Source organism: Corynebacterium kroppenstedtii DSM 44385 (assembly GCF_000023145.1).
Classification (GTDB): Bacteria; Actinomycetota; Actinomycetes; order Mycobacteriales; family Mycobacteriaceae; genus Corynebacterium; species Corynebacterium kroppenstedtii.
The window spans coordinates 243,626-264,592 of the sequence record NC_012704.1 but is presented as its reverse complement, the minus strand read 5'-3'; the positions used below and the strand labels follow the sequence as shown (position 1 = coordinate 264,592).

Below are 20,967 nucleotides of genomic sequence, written 5' to 3'. Positions count from 1 at the left end.
TAGCTTAATGGTTTTAGGGCTGTCCAGCTTCAACCGGTCAAAAAGCAAACAAGTAAGGTACAGGAATAGTACTGGAATAATAGTAAGTAGTGGGCCTCATGTGGCAGGATATGTCGCGAATAAACGTCGATCGCTATTAGTCAACGACCCCGGAAACGAAGGTGACGCATGAAACCGACAGTCCGACGTTCCTCAGTCATTGTCGGCCTCGTCGCACTCCTCTGTGGCGGATCAGCCGCGGGCACTTTTACCTACGCCCAGGAAAAGCATTCCGATTCCGCGTCGGACACCCCCCATACGGCACCCGGGGAAGATAAGGAATCGAAACAAAAGTCCTTTACTAATGCCGAGGCTGGGCAGTGCTTGGATTGGAAGACCTCCTCCGACGGCACTGTGTCCGATTTTCAGACCGTCGACTGCGCCAAGTCTCACCGCTTCGAGGTCTCTCATCGGGAGAATTTGGCGGCCTACCCGGCCAGTGAATTCGGGTCGAACGCCGGTATGCTCAGCCGGAAACGTCAAGCGGAGTTGACCGATGAACTGTGTAAACAGCCCACGCTCAGCTATCTGGGCGGGAAGTTTGATCCTACGGGTCGGTTTACGATTGCTCCGATTTTGCCGCCACAAAAGTCGTGGGCAGATGGTGACCGAACGCTGTTGTGCGGTCTCCAAGTGACGGGGAATAATGGCCACGCCAGCGCCCTTACGGGCAAAGCGGCTGATCAGGACCAGTCACCGGTGTTTAAGCCCGGCGAGTGCGTAGCCATTACCGAAAAGAAGGACGTTAACCAGAACAAACAAACTGAGGGCGATACATCCGTGGATGCCACCGCTCAAGTCGTGGATTGTAATGCTGACCACCAATATGAGGTCACGGACATCATTGATCTGGGTGAAAAGTTCAAAGAATACCCATCCATTGAAGATCAAAATGAGTATCTCAATAAGCGGTGTACTGATTCGGTTACAGCATTCATCGGGGGCGATGACAAGCTCTATAACTCCACGCTCGAACCGTTCTGGACAACGCTTACGGAAGATTCCTGGAAGGGTGGCTCCCGGAACGTCAATTGCTCTCTGATTAAAACGGGAGACAATAACTCACTATCCACTTTGAAGGGCTCTGCAAAAGGTGAATTCACCATTAATGGCAACCCGCCCCCGCCACAGCCGAGCCGCGCGCCTAAACGAGGAAATTAGGTTCTGTCATGATCTCCGTATCTGACGAAAGGTTCGACGAGCTCATCGACAGGGGCATTGAGCTTATCCCCGAATCACTCCTGCGCAATATGAATAATGTTGCGTTGGTTGTCGAACCGTGGAACCGCGAGAATCCCAACACTTTGGGCCTGTATGAGGGGGTCGCTCTCACCCGGCGGACGTCGTCGTATAGCTTTGCCCTCCCCGACAAAATCACGATTTACAAGGAAGCGATCTGCGCATACTGCAATTCAGAGGAGGAATTGGTCCGCCAGGTTGCAGTCACCGTCGTCCATGAAATTGGGCATCATTTCGGTATCGATGACGACCGTCTGCATGAACTCGGGTGGGCGTAGGGCGCATGTCCCGGCGCGATTGCCACACCTCCCGGCACGATGACTACCCGCGCGATAGCCGCCCAATTGTAAACATTTGTTAACGCAAGGGATTAAAAGCCACTTTTTCCGTTAGACTCGGCGGAGCCGGTGCGTTGCGGAGTCCTACCCGGGTCTTACCGGGGCCCTACCCAGCGACGACACGGCACATCTTTTTTGACCCGACACCATGGAGGTTTACGGTGCCAGTACCCCAGTCCGACGTTGGTCGACGCGCCTACAACGACGATCGAGCCCACGTTTTCCATTCGTGGTCTGCACAGGCGGAGTTGGATCCGATTGTGATGGAATCGGCCCACGGTTCCTACATCGTCGATGCAGATAACAAGGAATATATCGACTTTTCTTCGCAGCTGGTTTATACGAATATTGGCCACCAGCACCCGAAGGTCGTGCAGGCCATCAAGGAGCAGGCGGACCAACTGTGCACCATCGCTCCGGCGTACGCGAATGACAAGCGTTCGGAGGCCGCGCGTCTGATCACGTCGCACTTGCCCGATCACCTCAACAAGGTGTTGTTCACGAACGGCGGCGCGGATGCCGTCGAGCACGCTATCCGTTTGGCACGTCTGCACACGGGCCGCTACAAGGTGTTGTCGCGTTTCAGGGGCTACCACGGCGCAACCCAAATCGCTATGAATATTTCGGGCGATAACCGTCGGTGGAGAAATGACTACGGGACGTCGGGCGCGGTTCACTTCTTCGGGCCATTCTTGTACCGCAGCCAATTCCATGCCACGACGGAAGAGGAAGAATGCCAGCGCGCCCTCGAGTACTTGGATAACCTCATTGCGTTTGAGGGGCCGGAGCTGTTCGCCGCGTTCATCATGGAGTCGATCCCCGGCACTGCGGGAATTATGCCTCCGCCGCCCGGATACTGGCAGGGTGTCCGCGAAATCTGTGATAAGTACGGCATTGTCATGATTTGCGACGAGGTCATGGCTGGTTTCGGCCGCACAGGCAACTGGTTCGCCTTCGAGGAGTTTGGTGCGAAACCAGACCTGGTGACCTTCGCCAAGGGCGTGAACTCGGGTTATGTCCCGTTGGGTGGCGTCGCAATCTCTGACGAGATCGCCGCTGATTTTGACCACACCCCCTACCCCGGCGGGTTGACCTACTCCGGTCATGTTCTGGCAACGACTGCTGCCGTGGCGACGATCAATGCCATGGACGAGGAAGGAATGGTTGAGAATGCCCGCCGGTTGGGCGAGGACGTTTTCGGCCCTGCGTTGCGTGATTTGGCAGCGAAGCACCACAGCATCGGCGATATCCGAGGCCTTGGTTGCTTCTGGGCGGTCGAGCTGGTGAAGGATCAGGAAACCCGCGAACCGCTCGGTGCGTATGGAACAACCGCTCCCGAGGTCAAGGAGCTCGTTGCGGAGTGCCGTGAGAACGGCTTGGTTGTGTTCCAAAACATGAACCGTATCCACATTTGCCCCGCCCTCAATATTCCCGACGACGTTGCACGCCAGGGTCTTGAGATCCTGGATAAGGCGCTGACGACGTTGGATCAAAAAGTCGCTATTCAGTAGTGGCGCGGTGGGGGCGCATTCCGTCGAGCGGGGCACGTGTGTCCCCCACGACCCGTACAATCTTTAACCTGTAAAACCCTTATAAATATCCGTACCTTTGGAGAATTATTTATGACATCACCTTCTAAAGACGCTTTTTCCGCTACCACTAATGATTCTGGCGCTCATGGCGACGGCACCAAACCTGTAGCCGTCATTACGGGCGCAAGTTCCGGCATCGGCGCGGCGTCCGCAAAGGCGCTGGCCGACGCGGGATACACCGTCTACATTGGTGCCAGGCGCGTCGAGAAGCTCCAAGCCGTCGCAGAGGGTATTGACGCCGTCGCCCTGCCGCTGGATGTCACCGATCAGGAGAGCGTCGATAAGTTCTGTGAGCAGGTTCCGCGGTGTGACGTGTTGGTCAATAACGCTGGTGGGGCGCACGGATCCGAGTCGATTGCCGACGCCAACGTCGAGGACTGGCAATGGATGTATGACACCAACGTGTTGGGCACGCTCCGGGTGACTCGTGCTCTGCTGCCCAAGGTTGAGGCCAGTGGCGATGGTCAGGTCATTAATATCAGCTCGATTGCCGGGCACGAGCCGTACCGCGGTGGAGCCGGATACAACGCCGCCAAGCATGCAGTGGCTGCTATGACGCGCGTGCTGCGCCTGGAGTTGCTGGGTAAGCCGGTGCGTGTGTGTGAGATTTGCCCCGGCCTGGTGAACACCGAATTCTCGACGGTGCGTTTCGGTGGCGATAAGGAGAAGGCCGACGCCGTCTACCGCGGCCTCGAGCCGATGGTTGCTGAGGACATTGCCGACGCTGTCGTGTGGATTGCGACGCGGCCGTCGCGGATGAATATTGACCACATCACGATCATGGCTCGCGACCAGGTCTCGGCGCAGGAAGTCTACCGTCGCGAGGAGTAACGCTGTGAGGAGTAGCCGCGGCTTGTTCCGGCTACCCCCGGTTCTCGCGGCTTTCTAGTATGGAGATATGGAAAACTCGGCTTTCGCTCCACAAACGGCTTCATCCACCGACGGCCCGCTGCTTCTCCCCTTTAATGGGAGGCGGCCGCGAGTTCACCGCACTGCATGGATTGCGCCCAATGCCACGTTGATCGGTGATGTTGAAATCGGTGCGCATTCCAGCGTGTATTACGGCTGCGTTCTGCGTGGCGATGTGAACTCGATTCGAATTGGTGAACGCACGAATATTCAGGACAACAGCGTTCTCCACGTCGATAGTGATGCACCGTGCACGCTAGGCGACGATGTCACCGTCGGGCATATGGCGCTGGTTCATGGCTCCACTGTGGAAAATGGGGTGCTCGTGGGCATGAAATCTGCGTTGCTCTCCCACAGCGTTGTTCACGAGGGAAGCCTGATCGCGGCTGCTGCAGTGGTGTTGGAAGGACAGGAAGTCCCTGCGAAATCGCTGGCTGCGGGCGTTCCGGCGAAGGTCAAGCGGCAGCTGTCCGATGAGCAATCTCATTCATTTATTCCCCATGCTGCCCATTATGTGGAGAATGCGGAGTCGCAACCGCGCCGTGCCGAGTCGTTGAAGCCAGAAGACGTGTATTTTGACTGATATGGCAAAAACTAACTGGACTTTAAAGAAAGCCAAGTACGTTGATACGGCTCCTATTGTTGCGACGGGCTTGATCGGCGGATGGATCACCGCGCGTGAAACCGGGATCCGGCCACTGGGAGGCGTCGTTCTTGGTGCAGCTGGCCTCTACGCTGGGCGGACCTGGCTTGCTAAGAGAGGCCCGGCGAAGGCTGAAGCACTCGGCGCCGCCTACTTGGCCGCATTCGGAGCGTCGCACCCACTAGCTAAGAAAATTGGGGCATGGCCCTCTGTTCTGACAGTGGCGGGGCTGACCGCTGCTGCATCATATGTTGTCTCGGATATGTAACGAACCTCACTGCCATTTTGTGGATGGCACCCCTTGACTGCGTCGTTGAGCTCACCGATATGCCGGTGAGCAGGCAGTTTCCTTCGTCTTTCTACCTTCTCTCTATGCGCAATTATGTTGCAAATCATACGGCTAGTCCATTAAAAATCGTTCGGAATTGAAAATAAGCACTTGACGAGGCCGCCACGGCAACCTACGCTACCGAAACTTGAGAGTACAAACCTTTAGCTCATCTACGGTGTTTCGTTATTCACCGTGGAGATAGCAACCAGCGTGGCGTGGCAGTCTCCCCTTTCCGCGTCCTCGATCGACCCACCAGAGCAGCATTTTTACCCGGGCCGGAACGCACCTACACAGTGCACTCACCCGCATCGTGCAATCACGTACTCAGTGCAGTAGCACGACTGCTCGCACGACAGTCGTAGCAGCACTTCAGCTGAATAAGCACATCGAAGTACTGGCACAGAAGCACGGCAACAAGCATACGAAGGACGACACGATGGAATACACCGAACTAGCCGACTATCCCCTCCCCACGGGGCAGCTGTCTACTTGGCAATTTACCGACGACGCTAGCCAGTGGAGCGAGGACGAACGCAGCCTTTCCATCAACCACGAGGATCACCTCCGCGAAGTTCTCCGCACAGAAAAGAACAACGCTGAGCAGGGACTTCCCTCCGTCTCGGAGGATTGGATTGGTGGAGCATTCGTTATCCATCAGCCGCTGCATACCGATGCTTTCCGCGAGGCCCTCACCACATGGTTTAGCTGTCATGAGGCATACCGGACGACAGCCGTCGCTAATGACCGCGACGACGCGACTACGACCTTTACGCGCTACACGCTGGGTTCTTCCGCAGTTGATGTTTCTCGAAACGACTTCGGCGTTTACCACGACGACCAACTCTTGCGCCACGAGATTCACCGGCATTTCGCTCAGCATGTCAATGGGATCGGGTGGCCGCACGTCACCGTCGCAACGATTGAGCCTGAAACGTCTGAAGCAGCGCAGGAATTCACCGTCATTTTCGCCGCTGATCACGCGGTAATGGACGCCTACACGCAGCTGTTCACCATCGCCGAGCTCAGGGAACTCTACGCAGCAGCCGTCGATAAGCGGGAACCAGCACTGCCACCAGCAGGTTCTTATGTGGACTTCTGTGCGGGAGAACGCGCGGTTACGGAATCGGCGTCCGCTCGTGAGCGTGCGGTGGAGGAATGGAAGGAGTTCCTCACTGGTACTGATGGGCATCTTGCACCGCCGGTGTTCCCGCTGCCTATCCGGTCGGGCGCGGAGTCGGGGTCGGCCACGCCGGCGGACCAGCACCGGGCACAGCACAGCCTCTCCCAGTGGTTGCTCAACGAGAAGGACATCGCGGAGCTGGGTAAGCGCGCCAAAGCCAATGGTGGCTCGACCAAGTCGGCGCTTCTGACTGCCCTGAAGTTGGCGCTCACGGAGCTCTCGCCGGTGTCGTCGGCGCGGTATATCATGCCGATGCACACTCGCCACGAGCCCAAGTACATGCTGTCTGCCGGGTGGTTTGTTGGGCTCATGCCCGTCGACGATCCGCTCAACGGGGCATCGAGCTTCACCGACGCGTTCTCGGACACGGTTCAGGCGACGAAGCGGCACCGTGATCTGTCGGTCTACCCCTATGCCGCCGTGAGCGACGCATTGCACATCAATGAGCCTCCGCGGTTCGTGATCTCCTACGTCGATACGCGGTTCGTGCCGGGTGCAGATACGTGGGGGATCGAGATCGCGTTCTCCGTAGCTCTGTGATGAGCGACGACGACGTCTACATCTGGCTCAACCGCACTGGTGAGGGGCTTAACGTCTCGATGCGCTACCCCAATAACGCCCAGGCGGAAGAATCGATCGCTGCATTCCTGTCACGGTTCGCTGCCATCATTCATAGTGTCGTGACGACGGGTGATTATGCGGCTGCTGTGCCCGTTCGCGCTTAGTTGGTGCGCGCTCAGGCAGTCGCGCTCAGGTGGGTCCCGGCCGAGCGTCCGGGTTTAGGCGGTACCGGTTAACCGGCGGGTGAGATCGTCAACGCACTCGTCGAGTATTGCCTCTGCCTGGGGCGTTCCGGGATATTTCGCCCGGAGTGATAGCCCTTTGTCGTTTCTGGTGAACCAAAGCTGCACTGTTGCTGTAGGGGCGAGTGATGAAAAATACACGGCTCCGGGGATCGCTGCCGACCGGCCGGGCCCGGTGCGAAAATCGCTGTACGACACCATGAAGGGCTGCGGGGTCGGCATCACGGGGCGGAATGTCTCCATAATGATGTCCAGTGGGACGGTCACGGCGTTGATACCGTCACGCAACCATTGGCGAACACCATCGCTGTTACCCGGCTCGGCGATGACGGGACCGTTGCTGACCATCCACCCCACGGTCCCGTGATAGGGACTCGACGACCGTCCGCGGGTGTGGATCGGAACCACGCATGGGAGGGATTCCGCCCCCACCACCGTGTGCACAGAACTGGCAAGAGCTGCCATGACCTCGGCGAATGTCCTCGTTGCAATCGGCCCGGTCATGTCCGTGGCAGGTAGCAGAAGTTCGGTACGGTGGTGAGGAGTCACCGACGTCGCCGTCCCTAATTCGGCGGGGAACGCCGGGACAATTCCCTCGGTGCGATCAAAGAAGCGCTTCCATACCGCAAGCGCGCGCTGGAGTTCATCACTGTTCTCGCTGTCATGCCAGCGGGCGGACGCTTCCTTTTCTTTTCGTACCGCATCAGTAAACGACGGAGCTGTGGCGGGATCAGGGGCTGGGGAGTTGCCGACTTTTTCATCGGTGGCCTCGGGGTTGTTATTACCGTTTCCAAGTTTCTCTGTCGATGAAGTCAGGAGATCCCACAGGCGTCGGAGAATGATGTGGATGCTCGCCATATCCGCATGAAAATGGTCAGTTGCCACCACGAGGCGACGACCACACCGGGCAAAGAAGAGCCCTGGTTTGTGCCCTGGAACGCACGCGTCGTCGATCCTCGACTCCACTTCTTGACGAATAGTTGAAGAATCTGCGTCAGAATCGGTAAGGAATGCTTCGGCCGAGATCGATAGTTGATCATTCGACCACATTCTCTGGCTATTTTCGCTTTCCGACGAATCGGAGGGAACTAGCCGCAATGCGTCATAATCACCGATAAGAGTGCGGATTGCGTCCGCAATAACGTCGGTGCACTTCTGTGTCCCATCGAGAACACTACTGGGGAGGACAAACGATCCCGCGACCCACGATGGACGGCCACTCGTCCTCACACTCTCCAGATGGTTACGTTGGTTAAGCGTCAGTGGAAAGGTTTCCGAACCGGGAGTCCCATCCCAGTCCAGAAGATACTGAGTACACGGGCCTGAAAGAGCAATATCATCGAGGTAGCACACATCCACGTCACCGACGGTACCAGGACGTTTCTCCCAACCCGCTGCAATAATTACCAACTAACACGCACACCACTATTCACCACGACTTCCTCCAAGGAAAACTTATGCCCACCCACCCCAGTCAGAAATCCACTCACCAGAATATTTTGTTCGTTTTGTCTGGTAGCCGCGGCGATATCCAACCCGCTATTAGTCTCGGCCTGGAACTCCAGAACCGTGGTCACACTGTCACATTCCTATGCACGCCTAGCCTGACGACTTTTGCACGCACTGCCGGGATCCAGTCAGTGTTCCCTGCGGGGATCAATATCGGCGAGATGACCGATCGCGCACAATCAACATTGGCGAGCAAAAATCCCATCGCGATTGCGAGATTAGCTGCACGCTTTCTTAAGCATTCCGTTGATGATCTACATCAAGACCTCATCAACTATTACTTTTCTCATGACAGTGCCCAGGGTTCGTCGGATGCCAATCGCCCCGGACTCACACAACCAACTCTGTTAATTGTGAACCCTATGTGCCAAAGGCAAGGGACTTCACTGGCTGAAAAATGGAATATTCCGCTCGTTGTCCTGCGATATGCGCCGATTTCGCATAACAGTTATTCGGGCTGGCCACATAAACTAACCCGCAATGCTCCCAAATGGATGAAGAAGAATTCATGGCATATTCAGGAATGGTTCGACTTCCTTTTGTACGGGCATTGGGAGAATGCATTCCGACGTCACCTTGGGCTCGCTCCTCGATTCCACCCATTCACACGCTATTTACGCGACCGTTCAGTCCCTCAACTACAGCTCTGCGACCCGAAAGTCGTCCCGGACATCGCCAGAGAATGGACAGGCAGTAACAAAGTTGTCGTCGGCTACCTTGATCTTCCGGTCTCCGCGCGGCGACGCCTCAACGAACCGGACACCCTCCCCGCCGATCTTGACCACTGGCTTTCCAGTGGTAGCGCACCGCTTTTCGTGAGCTTCGGATCAATGCCGGTATCGCATCCGGCCCGTCTTGTGGACACCATTGTCTCCGCTGCGCGAAAACGAAACCTGCGCGTACTCTTCAGCGGATTCGACAGCACGACGAATGTCACCAACGACGAACCACCAACAACGTCCCCCGTCGGCAATAAAGAGCATGACGAAGCTAACGATGTGTATTTCACCGGAGCGATCAATCAGACTGCTGTCCTGCCACGGTGCTGCGCTGCGGTTCATCACGGTGGAGCCGGCACGACCGCGGCAAGTCTGCGTTCCGGGAACCCGACCATGATTTACACCTTCGGCTTCGAGCAACCTTTCTGGGCATCGTGCATTGAAAACCTAGGCGTCGGAGTCGGGTCGTCATTGTCACATTTGACCGCTGAGCACTTCGCGGACGACCTCGACCGCGCACTGTCGTCACCGGTTCGGGAGGCTGCACAAACATTCGCCGCCGAGATGACGACGCCTGACCAGGCATTATCGACGGCGATCCGGCTCATTGAAAAGGAAGCTGGCTAATTCCTAGCAGCTCCCGGGGCGATTATCGTTCTTGCGAAATGGCGTTCTCAACAGCGTCTTGGACCGCGTCGCGGAATGCGCGGAAGAACGTCTGCAAAGACTCCGCAGCGACGGGGTTGTCGGGGGCCTGACTTCCGACGAGCAAGCCATCCGGATTACGGAAAACCCACAAGCTGGCGTTCTTCGTCTTCCCGGCACCCGTGAGCAGGCGAATATTCGCGCCTTCTGGTTCCGCGAACCAGCTGAGGTCCATATAGGTAACCAATTGCGGGCTATCGAAAATGCTTGCGTCCACGGCCCCGGTCGCTAACAGCGGCATGATTGACGCGTGGACAGGCTCATAAAGGACCTCGCGCATTTTCTGCTGCGCCTCGGCAACGGTGGGCAAAATTTCGTCCAGAGTTTCACCCGTAATATCAAAGGTCAGCGGGTTGAAATTGCAGAACCAGCCCTGCGAGGTCGCATATTTCTTTCCTCGTGTGCTGTTCACGACGATGGTTGAATACCGAGTTGTTTTCGCCGCCTTATGTTCCGCGAGCGCCAATAAAGCGAACACAACGGTACTAAAGCTAACTCCCTTCTCATGAGCTAATGTACGTAAAACTTTCACGTCATTAGCATCGGCAAGAGTGAAATCTGCTTGGGTTTCTTTAACAGGCTGAGGCTCATTGTTTTCGATTCCAGTGGGCAAGGGGAATCGAGGGGCACCGCCCGTGGCCTGGACGAACTCCTGCATGAGCTTCACCCCTGGCGAATCAGGGGTGACCGTGGCAGCTCGTTGATATTCTTCGCGGGTATATTCCACAAAGCTTGGGTGCGTATCTTCCACTAAACCGGGCGCCGGAGTACCGGTGTACCTCGCCATTAATTCAAGAATGCCCACGCACAAAGACAATCCATCACCGAAAGCATGGTCTACTGCATAAAAACCTCGCAGTACTTACCCTTATCGACAGCACCGATAACAAAACCGGGAAAGTGATCGAATACCGCGTGCGTTGGTAGATAATCATTCAAAATGTCGTTCGCGGTCGTTTCGCCAGCACCATCAGGTGCCTCAGCAAGGACGCGCGGGACAAGATCAATGGCAGATGCGGGGACCGTTTTCCGCTCTACTGACGCGCCACCGAATTCAGGCTGCCCACCACCAGCTTTGGCTGCGGCAGCATCCGCAGCACCAGCATCCGCGCCCTGGGTGCCTGCGGTATCTGTATTGACGACGAAGGTACTCCGCAATCCCTCGTGCGAGCACACAAAATTATTCACTGCCTCGGTCATTGCGTCCGTGTTCAGCGGTCCGGGAAGGGTGGCCACCGCACAGGTGTAGGCGCGATGGGTATTGCCCGACTGTCGTTGAGTGAGAACTCCTCGGATGTGATCCTTCTGCAAAAACGATGGGGGCGTGGGATCCGTCGGTGTGTGCTCGGGGGCCTCCGCCATCTGGGTGGATGGTTCCCATACCGTCAATGCCCCGTCGATAACCCACTCGCTACTTTCGATTGCTTTCATACTTTGTCAGCTCTCCTTTGGGGTTAGTTCTACCCAAATTGTTCTATATTTCCCGGGTGAGCGCTACGGGGGTCGCGACGGAAACGGTGGTAAGCGGTAGTTACAGGCCGGTATCAACAATTTCGCTCGGGTCGTTAATCTCACTCGAGTCACTGTGCCGGTATCCCGCAAACGGTCATCACGCACGAAGATTGCGGCAACAACGACCGCAATCATTAACGGAACAAAGGTCCCCAAGACAGGAATTAAAGCATCGTGATAGGCCTGAGCAATGATGCTATGAACAGGCTCGTGCAACTGTTTCATTGACTCCGGAGTCAGCGATGCGAATGACACACCAGTACCGGTTTCGGCAAAACGAGCACTAGCGCGGGAGGCGAAAAAGGCGCCGACAACGGACATTCCCAAGGTGCCCGCTAAATCTCTGAATAAACTATTCGACGCTGTTGCCGTGCCCATCACCTTCGTCGAAAAAGAGTTTTGAACTACTAAAACAGAAAGTTGGGTTCCAAGACCGAAACCGACGCCCAGGACACATAAGACAGCGATGAGGACATAGACACCAGAGCCGGTATGGAGCGAGCTTAACGCGAGAAATCCTGCTACACAGAACACGCCACTCGTAACCAATAAAGCCCGATACTTTTCGGTCTTACTGACCATGAATCCCGAAATTAGAGAAAAGGCGAACATCAACGCTGTCATCGGAAGAAGAACAAAACCAGCGGTAACGGCATCAATTCCTTCAACAATCTGTATATAGGCTGGCAAATAGGTCGTTACGCCAAATGTCCCCAGAGCAAGCAACATGCCGATAAGTGTGGCGAGGAAAAAATTTCGGTTGGTGAGAATATACGGGGAAAGAACAGGATCGCCCGCGTGCTTTTCTACCCACATGCATGCGACGACGCATGCCGCTGCACCGACCATGCAGAGCACAACTTTGGGTTGCCCCCAGCCTCCATGCCCGGCCCAGGCTGTACACAAAACGAGGAAGGTAGACACAGCACCAATAAGGACCATTCCGGCAACGTCGATACGGGATGACTGTTTTTCTGGCTCCGGCTCCCGTAAGAACTTGATACACAAAAAGAGTGACGCGATTCCGAAGGGAACGTTGACGCCGAAGGTCCAGCGCCAATTCCAATATTCGGTAATTAGTCCACCCAAGACGGGACCGGCGACGGTAGAAATCACGAATACGCTACCGATGAAACCCATGTATTTTCCGCGCTCACGACGAGGAACAGCGGCGGCTAAGAGAGCTTGGGAAAGAACAACTAAGCCTCCGCCACCCATACCTTGAATAAAGCGGGTGATAACTAGCGCCGGCATGGAGTTAACAAACGTCCCATACACGCATGAAATGATAAAAACGATCAGTGCAAAAAGAAATAGTTTCTTTAGCCCATATCGGTCACCTAGTTTTCCATACATGGGGAGAAAAATCGTCGATGCCAGCATGTATGAGGTGGATATCCAGAGGATATGGTCGCCGCCGTGCAGACTTCCAACGATCGTTGGGAGCGCAACGCTCAGCATCGTCTGGTTCACCGAAAACATAAACATCGCTAGGGACAAACCGATGACGATGAGCACTACGCTACTCGACCGCTGACTCTGCTGAACCATAAAACCTCATATTCTGGGATGAATTGCGGGTAACGAATTAACACGGGGCGCAGTAGGCACAAAAGAGCACATATGCGTAAACCCCCAACGGTTATTACCGCTGGGGGTTTAAATAATGCGGTGGCGGAGGGATTTGAACCCTCGGTACGGGGTTACCGCACACGGCATTTCGAGTGCCGCACCTTCGGCCGCTCGGACACGCCACCGCGAACTAGGTTAGCCTAGGACTCCAAGCAGCCAAAATCACGCCCGTTTTCCCTGCTCAAACAGGAAACCAACGTCGTTACGCAATAACGGCAATCCCGCACTAATAATTACTTGTCGAGAGAATCGAGGCCCTTCTTAACCCCCTCTTTCGCCTTATCAGCCTTGTCGCCCAACTTGCTGTCGGCGACGTCGTTAGCCTTTTCCTCAACCTTGTCGCGGTTGTCGGAAATAGCGTCCTTGGCCTTGTCATTTAGGTTGTCAAGATCCATCGTTAAACCTCATTTCGTAGTAGATAAAACCTGTGATACCGACCGTAGCGATATTCGCGTTGCAATGCATCCGTTTTATGCGTTTTAGACAAATTTTTGGAACGTTTTCTTATATGGCGGCACACCACGGCTGCGCCACTACACAGCCATGCGCGCACAGTCGCGCCACTACGACGCTGACCAATGGCCCCTGTTCACTTCCGACGCCGAGCAAAAAACTCCTCCACAAGATCCTGACATTCTCGCTCCAGCACACCGCCCCTGACGTCGACAGTCGGAAAGGGCCACGCCGGATCACGCACAACGTCAATCACCGAACCGCACGCCCCAGTTTTCGGCTCATACGCACCGAAAATAATGCCCCCGATGCGGGAGGTCACCGCAGCACCCGCACACATCACGCACGGCTCTAAGGTCACCACCAGAGTGTGGTTTTCCAGGCGCCAACCGTCGCCAACCTCTCGAGCAGCCGCCCTCAGAGCAATAACCTCCGCGTGGGCCGTCGGGTCCCCCGTGGATTCACGCTCATTACACCCCTCCCCCACAACATGGCCCGACGCGTCAACCACCACGGCACCCACCGGGACGTCGCCCGGCGGCGTGCGTTTCGCCACGTCCAACGCCATTTGCATCCAGCGTTCCGTCTGTTGCTCAGGGACAGGCCGCGGCAGCCCAGCACCAATCACGTCAGCGACCTAATAATGACCTAATAATCGAGCTGCGCTACGTCGGCAAGCTCCTCATCCGCATTGATTTCCTCCGCAATCCGGAGGAGCTGCTCCGATGCCCACAACTCATCGTCGTCGCAAATCACGGCCAACACGTCGCTGGGTACACCGAGGTCCTCGAGAATCTCCAGGTCCCCTTCCGGCCACGGTTCCGCATCGGCCCGCTCATCAGGATCCATGTCGGGGACGTCAACGTCCAGCTCATCCAACACTTCCGCGGCGTAATCGTCCACAACAGCGGCGGTGGCGTCGGAAAGTAAAAGCTGCGCCCCCCGTGGCGTAGGACGAATGAGGACAAACCAGTCATCGTCCACACACACCATGCCAAAACTTGGTCCTTCGGAGCGCAAATCGCGCACAGCCCGCGTGGCCACATCAAGGTCCCACGTGGCGCGTTCAGGGAGGATCCGGCCCATCCACTGCCCATCTTGACTTGTCAGTGCAACGGCAAAAGTTGGAGTCTGGCCGTCGTCGTTCACACCCGCATTCATATAGATAACCGTAGTCGGACTGTGCCACACTTGTCAGAATGAGCATCTCCACACCATCCGGAGTCTATCCCGACCCAGCCACAACCCCCGGCAAGCACCACATTCTTCACGAGGACCGCCCCGTGTGTATCCTCGGCCTGGGGCTCATTGGCGGCTCAATCATGCGCGACGTGCAGGCCCGGGGACGGCGAGTTTTCGGATGGGACCGCACACAATCCACAGTGACAAACATTATCGACGACGGTTTCGACGCGTCGAATGATTGCTCGGCTGTGCTTGAACGAGCCGAGGATGAGGACGCTCTTGTGGTGATCGCCACGCCGATGAGCGCTGTGGGGACCATGCTCGACCGTGTCGTGGAACACGCGCCGACCTGCGGTATTACCGACGTTGTAAGTGTGAAACAGGCTGTCATACGGGAGGTTCGTGCGCGCGGGATGCATGATCGCTTCGTCGGCGGGCACCCCATGTCCGGCACGAGCCACAACGGGTGGGAAGCGTCTCAGACCGGGCTATTTACGGGCGCGCCGTGGGTCGTCACTTTCGACAATGCCCCCACGAATGACGGCGACGGTGGCCGGTGGCTGCGCGAATGGATGAGCGTGGTGAATCTTGCCTACGATGTCGGTGCCGAGGTGGTCCCGGCGCGGGCACAGTCCCATGACGCGGCTGTTGCCCGGATTTCTCACTTGCCACACGTGTTGGCTGATGCCCTGGCAGTGGCGGGTGACAGTGGAGGCGCCTTGGCATTGTCCCTGGCTGCAGGCTCTTTCCGCGACGGAACGCGCGTTGCCAGTTCCGATCCCGAACTGACCGAGGCCATGTGCGAGAACAATGTGAAGGAGGTTCTCCGCGCCATTGAGGAAGTCCAAACCATGTTGGACGAAGCCCGGGAGAGTTTGAGGGCGACGCCACCAAGCGTCGCGGAGCTGGCCGACGCTGGGCACCGGTCACGCATTCGATACGAAGCGCGCACCGGGAAGCGACCGGTTTTGCGGCTGCATCCCGGCGATGCTGGCTGGGTGGACCAGCTTAAGCAGGCCGAGAACCTCGGCGCGCGGATCGAAGTGTTCTAGCCGGGGGAGTTCGACCGCTACGCCTTCCACGATGACGACAAAGGCCGCCCTTCGGCATACCCCGCTGCCGATTGAATCCCAACAATCGCCCGCTCACGGAAAGTCTCGATCGTATCCGCCCCCGCGTACGTAAACGCTGAGCGCACACCGGAAACAATGTGGTCAACCTGGTCTTCTACACCTGGACGCTCCGGGTCGATGTACATGCGGGCCTGCGAAATGCCCTCTTCAAACATTGACCGGCGTGCGCGCTCAAACTCCTCGGTATGCAAGTTGCGGTGCTCCACGGCGCGGTGCGACGCCATGCCAAACGACTCTTTATACGCACGGCCATCATTTTCTTTGATCAAGTCACCCGGCGACTCCAAGGTTCCAGCAAACCATGATCCGATCATGACGTTGGATGCGCCGGCAGCCAATGCCAGGGCGACATCACGCGGGTGCCGGACTCCCCCATCAGCCCACACGTGAACACCCACCTCGCGGGCTTTATCCGCGCACTCTTTCACGGCAGAGAATTGCGGACGGCCAACACCGGTCTGCATACGCGTCGTACACATCGCGCCAGGGCCCACCCCAACTTTAATGATGTCGGCACCAGCAGCGGCGAGATCCTCGACGCCGTCCGCTGTCACAATGTTTCCGGCGACAATGGGAACGCCCAGATCCAGGGCTTTCACCTTGCGTAAAACGTCGATCATGTGCTGCTGATGACCGTGGGCAGTGTCCACAACAATGACATCGGCACCTGCCTCAACCAGCGCAGTTGCCCGGCCCGTCGCGTCCCCATTGATACCGATCGCCGCACCGACGCGAAGCGCGTTGTTCTTATCGACCGCAGGCTGATACAGCGTGGCGCGCAATGCCGCCTTGCGCGTCATGATCCCCTTCAGTTCGCCGTCCTTACTGACCACCGGGGCGAGTTTTCGCGAAGCCTCGGACAAACACGCGAAGGCCTCCTGCGGGGTGGTGTCGTCGCAAAGAGTGACCAATGATGTACTCATCAGCCGGCCAACCTGGGTGAAATTATCGACGCCACGCAGGTCTTTTTCAGTCACCAGGCCGATGGGTTTGCCATCATCGACGACGATGGCTGCGCCGTGAGCGCGTTTGGGCAAAAGGTGGCGCGTATAACCCGCGGTGTGGTGCGGTTTCACCGTGATCGGGGTGTCAAAGAAGAGGTCGGAGGACTTCACGCTGGCGATGGTGTGGGCGACGATATCGGCCGGCACATCCTGGGGAATGATGGCCAATCCGCCGCGTCGGGCGATTGTCTCCGCCATACGCCTCCCGGCCACCGCGGTCATATTCGCGACGACGAGAGGAATCGTCGTTCCTGTCCCGTCGTTGGTGTGTAGATCCACTTTTTGACGGGATCCCACGGAGGACCGTGACGGAACCATGAAGACGTCGTCATAGGTGAGGTCGTACTGCGGGACCATACCGTTTAAGAAACGCATGGAGCCTATCGTACGGGGCGCACCCGACGTGTCAGTAAAATACCGCGGGTACGCTTCCCCAGGAAGACCTTGGAAGAAAGAACGTCATCGTGGAACAGAATGATTCCTCCGCCCATGCGGCCCCTAAATTACGCGACGACCGTCAGAACGCTTCGCGTAATAGTTCGGCCCATGGGTCGAACAACGATTCCCCCAATGGGCCGAGCAACGTGGCAGTGCAGCGAGCAGCATCAACTCGAGAATTCACTCTTCGGACTGTCATTCTCGGTGGCTTAATTACGCTGGTTTTCACTGCGGCAAATGTGTACCTCGGACTCAAAGTTGGGCTAACTTTTGCCACATCCATTCCGGCCGCCGTTATTTCAATGGCGATTCTTCGGAATTTTAAAGACCACACCATTGCAGAAAACAATATTGTTCAAACTATTGCTTCTGCAGCGGGAACATTATCTGCCATTATTTTCGTCCTCCCAGGCCTGGTCATGATCGGCTGGTGGTCAGGTTTTCCATACTGGGAGACGGCCGCTTTGTGTGCGATCGGCGGCATTTTGGGCGTCATGTATTCCATTCCGCTCCGACGCGCCCTTGTCACGCACTCTGACCTCCCCTACCCCGAGGGCGTTGCGGCAGCGGAAGTTTTGAAAGTGGGAGATACCCACGCACAAGACTCTGTTAACGACGGTGACCAGTCGTCAGCTGGCTCATCCGCAGTGGACGAAAATCGCATGGGTCTGCGAATGATCATCCTCGGGGGTTTAGCATCGGGCGGCTATGCGTTGCTCGCTGCACTGAAGACAGTAGCGACGGAGATTTCGGCGGCGTTCCGGATTGGCTCGGGTGGAACGATGATCGGTGGATCATTGTCACTCGCCCTCATCGGCGTGGGCCATCTGGTGGGGCTTTCCGTCGGTTTTGCCATGGTGGTCGGGCTACTTATTTCTTATGGTGTTCTACTTCCACTGCGCACAGCCGGCCATATTCCCCCGGGAACTGGCGCGTCGGGGCTAGAAAGCATCGTGTCCGACTCGTTTTCCAGCGATGTCCGGTTCATCGGTGCTGGCACCATGGCCGTCGCTGCTGTGTGGACGCTTATTAAAATCACTGGCCCCATCGCCAAAGGAATTAAAGATTCCTTAGTGTCTTCGAGGGCTCGTCATTCGGGGAAAGCAGTCGATATTACTGAGCAAGACATTCCGTTCCCCGTCGTTGCGGGTGTAACGCTTTTCTCTATGATCCCCATCGGCCTATTGCTCTGGCTATTCGTTAAAGACACGTCCATTGCGCATCACACAGGTGGGCTGATCGCTATCAGCATCATCTACATCCTGCTTGTTGGTCTCGTCGTGGCGAGTATTTGCGGTTATATGGCCGGTTTAATTGGGGCGTCGAATTCTCCGATTTCAGGCGTGGGAATTATTGTCGTCATTTCCGCAGCCCTTCTCATTAAAGTAGCGATGGGTGCGGAATCACGTTCTCATTCCGACGTATTGATTGCCTATACACTCTTTACCTCCGCCGTTGTTTTCGGCGTGGCCACAATTTCCAATGACAACCTGCAAGATCTGAAAACAGGGCAGCTGGTCGGCGCCACGCCATGGAAACAGCAGGTAGCGCTCGTCGTCGGTGTTCTTTTCGGATCTGCGATTATCCCCCCTGTGCTCCAACTGATGATGTCCGGATTCGGATTTGCCGGGGAACCCGGCGCAGGAGATGACGCGCTGGCGGCACCTCAAGCCGCACTGCTGTCCTCGGTGGCGCAAGGTATTTTCGGCGACTCATTGGACTGGTCATTGATCGGTCTGGGAGCGGCTATCGGCGTCAGCGTCGTCATTATTAATGAGATTGTGAGCGCGACGTCGCATGGCAAATACGCGCTGCCTGGTCTCGCTGTGGGAATGGGAATGTATCTGCCCAGTTCGTTGACGGTCATCATCCCGATCGGAGCGCTGATTGGGTACGTCTACAACCGGTGGGCGAAGAAACAACGTAACCCGGAGCTTGCTCGTCGACTCGGAGTGTTGCTGGCTACAGGGTTGATTGTTGGTGAGTCGCTTTTCGGTGTGCTCAATGCCGGGATCATTGCTGCGGCCGGAGATAGCGATGTTTTAGCGATTGCTCCCAAGGAATGGGAAGCAGGGGCAGCAGTCTGTGGTGTTGTCCTCTTTATCGTGTGCATCGGTTGCGCCTACCGCTATTCCCGGACTCTGGCACGGGGATCGTCCATCCGAGAATCATAGGACGGCTTCGCCCTCCATAAAGGGGTGAAGCCAATAATTGATACATCGAGGATAGTGCAGCCGTAACCTACGGTGACGAAGGTAGAAACACACAGCTTGTCGCATTTTCCGTAGGGGCAACACCCGATTTTTCAGAAAAATCAATGTGCAACGCCGAAATCGTGATCGATTCACCACCTGCTTATATTTCCAGATCTAGTTGCAGCACATAGCGGGATGACTTAACCTCCGAATCATCCCCTGATCCACAGAGGACCTTCACGGAACGGGGCACTACCGACGTCAATCAGGAACAAAAAGTTTGATGTCAGAGATGCTCCGGACCGATGGAAAGACCTCCGCTCTGGGCTTGGACCTAAAGCTTCCCCGAAAGGACACCCGATGGACTTCCTCCTCCAAATCAACGAGATCACGCAAGGGCCGATCAAGGACCTTCTCGTGGAGCTCAACAATGTGGGCCTCCCCGCACCTGCACCGGCTCCCGCACCGGCAGAACCACCCACATTTAATGTCAACTTCCCCGAGCAGGTTGGCGACTTTGCTCCTCACCTCCAGGTAACAACGGGTGACATCAACATGCCACTCTCCGGCGATACCGGTGACATCAATACTCCGCTGTCTGGTGACAACCTGAACATGCCGCTATCTGGCGATCTATCAGGCAAGATGCCACTTTCTGGAGACCTCTCCGGTGACATGCCACTATCCAACAACAACCTCCCATTCTCGGGAGACACCGGTGACATCAACCTGCCTCTGAGCGGCAACATCGCTCCGAACATTGGTGGAGACGCTGGTGAATCCAACTAGTAGAGCTATTACGACCATGGCCGAGTAACAGATAACCGGCTTCCGGTCGACAATTGAGTACAGCCTGGACTGTGCCTACTTAGGTGTAGGCACAGTCCAGGCTTGTGCTTTTCGGGTTTTTACGTGGCGGTTATACGACACAAGCGGTGCGGACAGGGTACCAACAAAATCCTCAAAATGTGCCCACTAAAGCGTTTTGACCGCTATGTTTGGGATGGATCTTGAGCGGAAAGTAGGGATCGATCATGCCCACTGTTGACTACAACTTCTTACGTGGCGTTGAAGCTTACAAGGCAGCATTCCCCAATGCATTGCAAGGTCTGGATGCGGAACGCCTTCACACTGTTGTGGAGGCCATGCAAAGCGGTGTTCTAGCAGGATAGAAACCCACCGAAGATAGTGTTGCAGCCATTGTAGAGTCGCCCACGCACGGACAGATGACGCCGGAGCGTGCCCAGGCCATCTATGAGCGTGTGCGTTCTCGTTATCTTGATGAAATAGACAATTCCGGGATGTGAACACGAGAAAACGGGATTCCGGATTTGGCGATCACGTCAGCGTGAGCATGCACATGCGCCAACTTCACGGATTGCCAAAGCCCCTCTCCGCGATACTGCGG

21 protein-coding genes and 1 tRNA gene are annotated in these 20,967 nt (G+C 56.4%); 13 read left to right on the top strand and 9 right to left on the bottom strand.

All coding sequences use genetic code 11. The features are described from left to right. The first annotated feature begins 168 nt into the window (after positions 1-168). The 8 genes from CKROP_RS01055 to CKROP_RS10475 all read left to right on the top strand — a co-directional run bounded on the left by CKROP_RS01055 (position 169) and on the right by CKROP_RS10475 (position 6,996). Entirely contained in the window at positions 169-1,200 is a 1,032-nt protein-coding gene (locus CKROP_RS01055; RefSeq protein ID WP_012730893.1) for a septum formation family protein, read from the top strand. Positions 1,201-1,208: 8 nt separating this feature from the next. Beyond that, positions 1,209-1,556 carry a metallopeptidase family protein gene (locus tag CKROP_RS01050; protein ID WP_012730892.1) on the top strand — a complete coding sequence of 116 codons (348 nt, stop codon included), beginning with the start codon at positions 1,209-1,211 and terminating at the stop codon, positions 1,554-1,556. Positions 1,557-1,777: 221 nt separating this feature from the next. Then, positions 1,778-3,127: an aspartate aminotransferase family protein gene (locus CKROP_RS01045; RefSeq protein WP_012730891.1), complete on the top strand. Its 1,350-nt coding sequence runs from the start codon at positions 1,778-1,780 to the stop codon at positions 3,125-3,127. 111 nt (positions 3,128-3,238) lie between these two features. Next, the gene (locus CKROP_RS01040; protein WP_012730890.1) at positions 3,239-4,039 is read left to right on the top strand and encodes an SDR family NAD(P)-dependent oxidoreductase; all 801 of its coding nucleotides are present in this window, start codon (positions 3,239-3,241) and stop codon (positions 4,037-4,039) included. 67 nt (positions 4,040-4,106) lie between these two features. After that, positions 4,107-4,700 (top strand): gamma carbonic anhydrase family protein, encoded by a 594-nt coding sequence (locus CKROP_RS01035; protein WP_012730889.1) that lies wholly within the window; start codon positions 4,107-4,109, stop codon positions 4,698-4,700. A gap of 1 nt (position 4,701) precedes the next feature. Beyond that, entirely contained in the window at positions 4,702-5,028 is a 327-nt protein-coding gene (locus CKROP_RS01030; RefSeq protein ID WP_012730888.1) for a hypothetical protein, read from the top strand. Positions 5,029-5,401: 373 nt separating this feature from the next. Then, complete coding sequence (locus tag CKROP_RS01025; protein WP_012730887.1) at positions 5,402-6,811, top strand: condensation domain-containing protein; 1,410 nt, start codon at positions 5,402-5,404, stop codon at positions 6,809-6,811. After that, the gene (locus CKROP_RS10475; RefSeq protein ID WP_012730886.1) at positions 6,808-6,996 is read left to right on the top strand and encodes a hypothetical protein; all 189 of its coding nucleotides are present in this window, start codon (positions 6,808-6,810) and stop codon (positions 6,994-6,996) included. The genes CKROP_RS01025 and CKROP_RS10475 overlap by 4 nt, the downstream gene beginning before the upstream one ends. 54 nt (positions 6,997-7,050) lie before the next feature. On the opposite strand, the gene CKROP_RS01020 is transcribed toward CKROP_RS10475, so the two are convergent. Then, positions 7,051-8,484: a condensation domain-containing protein gene (locus tag CKROP_RS01020; protein WP_041628718.1), complete on the bottom strand. Its 1,434-nt coding sequence runs from the start codon at positions 8,482-8,484 to the stop codon at positions 7,051-7,053. A gap of 47 nt (positions 8,485-8,531) precedes the next feature. Between CKROP_RS01020 and CKROP_RS01015 the strand changes: the two genes are divergently transcribed. Further along, a complete protein-coding gene (locus CKROP_RS01015) occupies positions 8,532-9,929 on the top strand; it encodes a glycosyltransferase (protein ID WP_012730884.1) in 1,398 nt (465 codons plus the stop codon). Between the two features lie 22 nt (positions 9,930-9,951). Here the strand turns inward: CKROP_RS01015 and CKROP_RS01010 are convergent, their stop codons facing one another. The 7 genes from CKROP_RS01010 to CKROP_RS00985 form a co-directional block, all read right to left on the bottom strand. Continuing rightward, positions 9,952-10,812: a hypothetical protein gene (locus CKROP_RS01010; RefSeq protein WP_041628717.1), complete on the bottom strand. Its 861-nt coding sequence runs from the start codon at positions 10,810-10,812 to the stop codon at positions 9,952-9,954. A 32-nt stretch (positions 10,813-10,844) separates the two neighbouring features. Then, positions 10,845-11,438, bottom strand: coding sequence for a hypothetical protein (locus CKROP_RS01005; protein WP_012730882.1), 594 nt, complete (start codon positions 11,436-11,438; stop codon positions 10,845-10,847). Positions 11,439-11,501: 63 nt separating this feature from the next. Next, a complete protein-coding gene (locus CKROP_RS01000) occupies positions 11,502-13,070 on the bottom strand; it encodes a DHA2 family efflux MFS transporter permease subunit (RefSeq protein WP_052292312.1) in 1,569 nt (522 codons plus the stop codon). A gap of 118 nt (positions 13,071-13,188) precedes the next feature. Beyond that, positions 13,189-13,276 (bottom strand) — tRNA-Ser (locus tag CKROP_RS00995). A 108-nt stretch (positions 13,277-13,384) separates the two neighbouring features. After that, positions 13,385-13,546, bottom strand: a complete 162-nt coding sequence (locus tag CKROP_RS11415; RefSeq protein WP_012730880.1) for a hypothetical protein — start codon at positions 13,544-13,546, stop codon at positions 13,385-13,387. 194 nt (positions 13,547-13,740) lie between these two features. After that, positions 13,741-14,232 carry a tRNA adenosine(34) deaminase TadA gene (gene tadA, locus CKROP_RS00990; RefSeq protein WP_012730879.1) on the bottom strand — a complete coding sequence of 164 codons (492 nt, stop codon included), beginning with the start codon at positions 14,230-14,232 and terminating at the stop codon, positions 13,741-13,743. A gap of 20 nt (positions 14,233-14,252) precedes the next feature. Continuing rightward, positions 14,253-14,765, bottom strand: coding sequence for a tRNA adenosine deaminase-associated protein (locus CKROP_RS00985; RefSeq protein WP_012730878.1), 513 nt, complete (start codon positions 14,763-14,765; stop codon positions 14,253-14,255). Positions 14,766-14,803: 38 nt separating this feature from the next. Between CKROP_RS00985 and CKROP_RS00980 the strand changes: the two genes are divergently transcribed. Next, on the top strand, positions 14,804-15,841 hold the full coding sequence (locus tag CKROP_RS00980; protein WP_012730877.1) for a prephenate dehydrogenase: 1,038 nt from the start codon (positions 14,804-14,806) through the stop codon (positions 15,839-15,841). Between the two features lie 17 nt (positions 15,842-15,858). Here the strand turns inward: CKROP_RS00980 and CKROP_RS00975 are convergent, their stop codons facing one another. Further along, entirely contained in the window at positions 15,859-17,301 is a 1,443-nt protein-coding gene (locus CKROP_RS00975) for a GuaB1 family IMP dehydrogenase-related protein (protein WP_012730876.1), read from the bottom strand. Between the two features lie 209 nt (positions 17,302-17,510). Here CKROP_RS00975 and CKROP_RS00970 point away from each other — a divergent pair, with 209 nt between their 5' ends. The 3 genes from CKROP_RS00970 to CKROP_RS11410 all read left to right on the top strand — a co-directional run bounded on the left by CKROP_RS00970 (position 17,511) and on the right by CKROP_RS11410 (position 20,731). After that, positions 17,511-19,538, top strand: a complete 2,028-nt coding sequence (locus tag CKROP_RS00970; protein WP_041629027.1) for an OPT family oligopeptide transporter — start codon at positions 17,511-17,513, stop codon at positions 19,536-19,538. Positions 19,539-19,919: 381 nt separating this feature from the next. Continuing rightward, complete coding sequence (locus CKROP_RS00965) at positions 19,920-20,348, top strand: hypothetical protein (RefSeq protein WP_012730874.1); 429 nt, start codon at positions 19,920-19,922, stop codon at positions 20,346-20,348. Positions 20,349-20,593: 245 nt separating this feature from the next. Continuing rightward, positions 20,594-20,731 (top strand): hypothetical protein, encoded by a 138-nt coding sequence (locus tag CKROP_RS11410; protein ID WP_012730873.1) that lies wholly within the window; start codon positions 20,594-20,596, stop codon positions 20,729-20,731. Positions 20,732-20,967 lie beyond the last annotated feature (236 nt).

Coding starts and splice junctions, on each gene's coding strand:
- CKROP_RS01055 (WP_012730893.1), top strand. CDS start 169: ATGAAACCGACAGTCCGACGTTCCTCAGTCATTGTCGGCCTCGTCGCA.
- CKROP_RS01050 (WP_012730892.1), top strand. CDS start 1,209: ATGATCTCCGTATCTGACGAAAGGTTCGACGAGCTCATCGACAGGGGC.
- CKROP_RS01040 (WP_012730890.1), top strand. CDS start 3,239: ATGACATCACCTTCTAAAGACGCTTTTTCCGCTACCACTAATGATTCT.
- CKROP_RS01035 (WP_012730889.1), top strand. CDS start 4,107: ATGGAAAACTCGGCTTTCGCTCCACAAACGGCTTCATCCACCGACGGC.
- CKROP_RS01030 (WP_012730888.1), top strand. CDS start 4,702: ATGGCAAAAACTAACTGGACTTTAAAGAAAGCCAAGTACGTTGATACG.
- CKROP_RS01015 (WP_012730884.1), top strand. CDS start 8,532: ATGCCCACCCACCCCAGTCAGAAATCCACTCACCAGAATATTTTGTTC.
- CKROP_RS01005 (WP_012730882.1), bottom strand. CDS start 11,438: ATGAAAGCAATCGAAAGTAGCGAGTGGGTTATCGACGGGGCATTGACG.
- CKROP_RS01000 (WP_052292312.1), bottom strand. CDS start 13,070: ATGGTTCAGCAGAGTCAGCGGTCGAGTAGCGTAGTGCTCATCGTCATC.
- CKROP_RS11415 (WP_012730880.1), bottom strand. CDS start 13,546: ATGGATCTTGACAACCTAAATGACAAGGCCAAGGACGCTATTTCCGAC.
- CKROP_RS00985 (WP_012730878.1), bottom strand. CDS start 14,765: ATGAATGCGGGTGTGAACGACGACGGCCAGACTCCAACTTTTGCCGTT.
- CKROP_RS00980 (WP_012730877.1), top strand. CDS start 14,804: ATGAGCATCTCCACACCATCCGGAGTCTATCCCGACCCAGCCACAACC.
- CKROP_RS00975 (WP_012730876.1), bottom strand. CDS start 17,301: ATGCGTTTCTTAAACGGTATGGTCCCGCAGTACGACCTCACCTATGAC.
- CKROP_RS00965 (WP_012730874.1), top strand. CDS start 19,920: ATGGACTTCCTCCTCCAAATCAACGAGATCACGCAAGGGCCGATCAAG.
- CKROP_RS11410 (WP_012730873.1), top strand. CDS start 20,594: ATGCCCACTGTTGACTACAACTTCTTACGTGGCGTTGAAGCTTACAAG.